Source organism: Allobosea sp. FG18 (genome assembly GCF_057809495.1).
This window is the reverse complement of record NZ_JBMDKB010000084.1, coordinates 1-995: the sequence shown is the minus strand read 5'-3', so window position 1 is coordinate 995 and position 995 is coordinate 1. Positions and strand designations below refer to the sequence as shown.

Below are 995 nucleotides of genomic sequence, written 5' to 3'. Positions count from 1 at the left end.
GTGCGGCCGCCTTCGCGGATGGCGAAGCGGAGCTTCTCTTCCATCGCGATCGGGGCGATCAGCGTCACCTCCATCGAGATGTTGTCGCCCGGCATCACCATCTCCGTGCCCTCGGGCAGCGAGACCACGCCGGTCACGTCCGTCGTGCGGAAGTAGAACTGCGGGCGGTAGTTGGTGAAGAACGGCGTGTGACGGCCACCCTCTTCCTTCGTCAGGATGTAGGCCTCGGCCGTGAACTTCGTGTGCGGCTTCACCGAACCCGGCTTGCACAGCACCTGGCCGCGCTCGACGTCCTCACGCTTCGTGCCGCGCAGCAGCGCGCCGATGTTGTCGCCCGCCTGGCCCTGGTCCAGCAGCTTGCGGAACATCTCGACGCCGGTCACCGTCGTCTTCACGGTGTCCTTCAGGCCGACGATCTCGATTTCCTCGCCAACCTTGACGATGCCGCGCTCGACGCGGCCGGTCACCACCGTGCCACGGCCCGAGATCGAGAACACGTCTTCGACCGGCATCAGGAACGGCAGGTCGATCGGACGCTCCGGCTGCGGGATGTAGTCGTCGACCGTCTGCATCAGCGCGACCACCGCGTCATGGCCGATCGCCTTGTCGCCGTTGTCCAGCGCGACCTTGGCCGAGCCCTTGGTGATCGGGATGTCGTCGCCGGGGAAATCGTACTTCGACAGAAGCTCGCGGATCTCCATCTCGACCAGCTCGAGCAGCTCGGCGTCGTCGACCAGGTCGACCTTGTTCATGAACACCACCAGCGCGGGAACGCCGACCTGGCGCGCCAGCAGGATGTGCTCGCGGGTCTGCGGCATCGGGCCGTCGGCAGCCGAAACCACCAGGATCGCGCCGTCCATCTGCGCCGCGCCCGTGATCATGTTCTTCACGTAGTCGGCGTGGCCGGGGCAGTCGACGTGCGCATAGTGACGGTTCGCCGTCTCGTACTCGACGTGAGCCGTCGAGATCGTGATGCCGCGAGCCTTCTCTTCCGG

1 protein-coding gene is annotated in these 995 nt (G+C 66.0%); it reads right to left on the bottom strand.

The features are described 5' to 3' along the window. Nucleotides 1–995, bottom strand: a 995-nt coding sequence (gene tuf, locus ACODTJ_RS29165) for an elongation factor Tu (protein ID WP_488851723.1), incomplete at both ends; no start/stop codon positions are given.